Raw genomic sequence first — 2,034 nt, 5'->3', positions numbered from 1 at the left:
CCCGGCCGCGTCCGGGACCGTGGCGCCGGACCCGGGCGCGGCCGTCGCCGCCGGTGTCGCCGCGGTGTCCTCGTCCTCCTCGCGGCCCGGGGTGCGCAGGTTCCACCGCACGATCACCCAGCGGAACAGCAGGTAGTAGACCGCCGCGTAGACCAGCCCGATCGGCACGAGCAGCCACGCCTGGCTGGCGGCGGGCGCGTTCGCGTTGAGCAGGAAGTCGATCGCGCCCGCGGAGAACGAGAAGCCGAGGTGAATGTCCAAGGCGTTCACCAGGGCCAGTGACAGCCCGGTCAGCAGTGCGTGCAGCAGGTAGAGCGGGAAGGCCACGAACATGAACGCGAACTCGATCGGCTCGGTGACGCCGGTGAGAAACGCCGTCAGGGCGGCCGAGATCATGATGCCGCCCGTGACCTTGCGCTGGCCGGGCCGGGCGGTGCGCCAGATCGCCAGCGCGGCGGCGGGCAGCGCGAACATGAAGATGGGGAAGAATCCGGTCATGAACGCGCCCGCCTCGGGGTCGCCCGCGAAGAAGTTGTTGATGTCGCCGCCGTCGAAGATCAGCCAGACCGGCACGTTGAGCAGCTGGTGCAGCCCGATCGGAATGAGCAGCCGGTTGAGCATCCCGTAGATTCCGCCACCGACGACCGCGTCGCTGGTGACCGCCTCGCCGAGGGCGTTGATGGCCGCGTCGATCGGCGGGAAGATCAGTCCGAACACCACGCCGAGCAGCAGCAGCACGAACGAGTTGAGGATGGGCACGAACCGCCTTCCGCCGAAGAAGGCGAGGTAGGGCGGCAGCTTGACGCGGTGGTACCGCTGCCACAACACCGCGGTGACCAGTCCGACGACCACGCCCGAGAGGACGCTGTAGGGCCACTTGACCGGCTGGGTCAACCACGCGGTCTCTGCCCCCTCCATCTCCTCGATCGGGGCGAAGACCTGCACCACCTGGTTGAACACCACGAAGCCGACGACGGCAGCCACACCCGTGGAGCCGTCGCCCTTGCGCGCGAAGCCCACCGCGATACCGACCGCGAACAGCAGCGGGAGCCAGTTGAACAGCCCGCCCCCCGCCGCGGCGAACACCTTCGCGACGTCCTCGGTGGCCGACCAGCCGCCGAGCATGTCTTCCTGGCCGAGCCGCGACATCAGCCCGGCCGCGGGAAGGGTGGCGATCGGCAGCATGAGGCTGCGTCCGAACCGCTGCAGGCCCGCGAAGGCGCGGCTTCGGCCTGGCTTCTCCGTCGTGGTGGTCACGCGCGGCCTCCCTGCGGGGGTGACGGGATGGAAAGGGGTTGCGGTCTAGACCAATCGATGGGGCAGAATGCTCCGTGGCACTGCCGGGTGTCAACCCGTCGTCACCGAGGGTCGAGCCCGGTGGAACGCGGGCAGCAGCGGCAGGCGGACACGGTGGGAGGCCGCGATGGCGGACGAGAGGCCGGAGAAGATCCTCGCGGGGTTGGGCGGCGCGGGCAACGTCGTCGACATCGAGGGGTGCATCACGAGGCTGCGGTGCGAGCTGGAGGACGGCTCGCTCGTGGACGAGGCGGCGCTCAGGAAGGCGGGTGCCCACGGTGTCGTCGCCTCGGGCACCGTCGTGCAGGTGGTGGTGGGCCCGGAGGCCGACACGATCGCCTCGGACATCCAGGACCTGCTGTGACATTGCGGGTGCTCAGCCCGGTCGCGGGCACGGCGGTGCCGCTGAGCCGGGTGCCGGACGCGGTGTTCGCGGAGGCCATGGTCGGGCCCGGGGTGGCCGTGGAGCCGGACGAGCGGCGCGGTGACGCCGTCGCGCCGATCGACGGCACCGTGGTGACCCTGCACCCGCACGCCTTCGTCGTCGCGGCGGACGACGGCCGCGCCGTGCTGGTCCACCTGGGCATCGACACCGTCAAGCAGCAGGGCACCGGCTTCACGGTGCACGTGGTGCGCGGGGAGAGCGTGCGTGCGGGCCAGCCGCTCGTCGGGTGGGACCCCGGCGCCGTGCGGCAGGCGGGCTACTCGCCGATGGTGCCGGTGGTGGCGCTCGACGCG

At 71.2% G+C, this 2,034-nt stretch carries 3 protein-coding genes; 2 read left to right on the top strand and 1 reads right to left on the bottom strand.

Annotation, left to right across the window (positions count from 1 at the left end; translation table 11 throughout):
• Nucleotides 1-1,185 (bottom strand): PTS transporter subunit EIIC (locus tag SACSA_RS21555; protein ID WP_157596614.1); only part of this gene is annotated, 1,185 nt, incomplete at its 3' end.
• Nucleotides 1,186-1,324: 139 nt separating this feature from the next.
• Here SACSA_RS21555 and SACSA_RS0104860 point away from each other — a divergent pair.
• Nucleotides 1,325-1,660 carry a glucose PTS transporter subunit EIIB gene (locus SACSA_RS0104860; RefSeq protein ID WP_083940159.1) on the top strand — a complete coding sequence of 112 codons (336 nt, stop codon included), beginning with the start codon at nucleotides 1,325-1,327 and terminating at the stop codon, nucleotides 1,658-1,660.
• Nucleotides 1,657-2,034 (top strand): PTS sugar transporter subunit IIA (locus SACSA_RS0104855; protein ID WP_019814009.1); only part of this gene is annotated, 378 nt, incomplete at its 3' end. The genes SACSA_RS0104860 and SACSA_RS0104855, both read left to right, overlap by 4 nt.

The sequence above is a fragment of the Saccharomonospora saliphila YIM 90502 genome (genome assembly GCF_000383795.1).
In the GTDB taxonomy this organism is placed as follows: domain Bacteria; phylum Actinomycetota; class Actinomycetes; order Mycobacteriales; family Pseudonocardiaceae; genus Saccharomonospora; species Saccharomonospora saliphila.
Note: the sequence above shows the minus strand (reverse complement) of the source record. Positions and strands in the feature narration are given on the sequence as shown.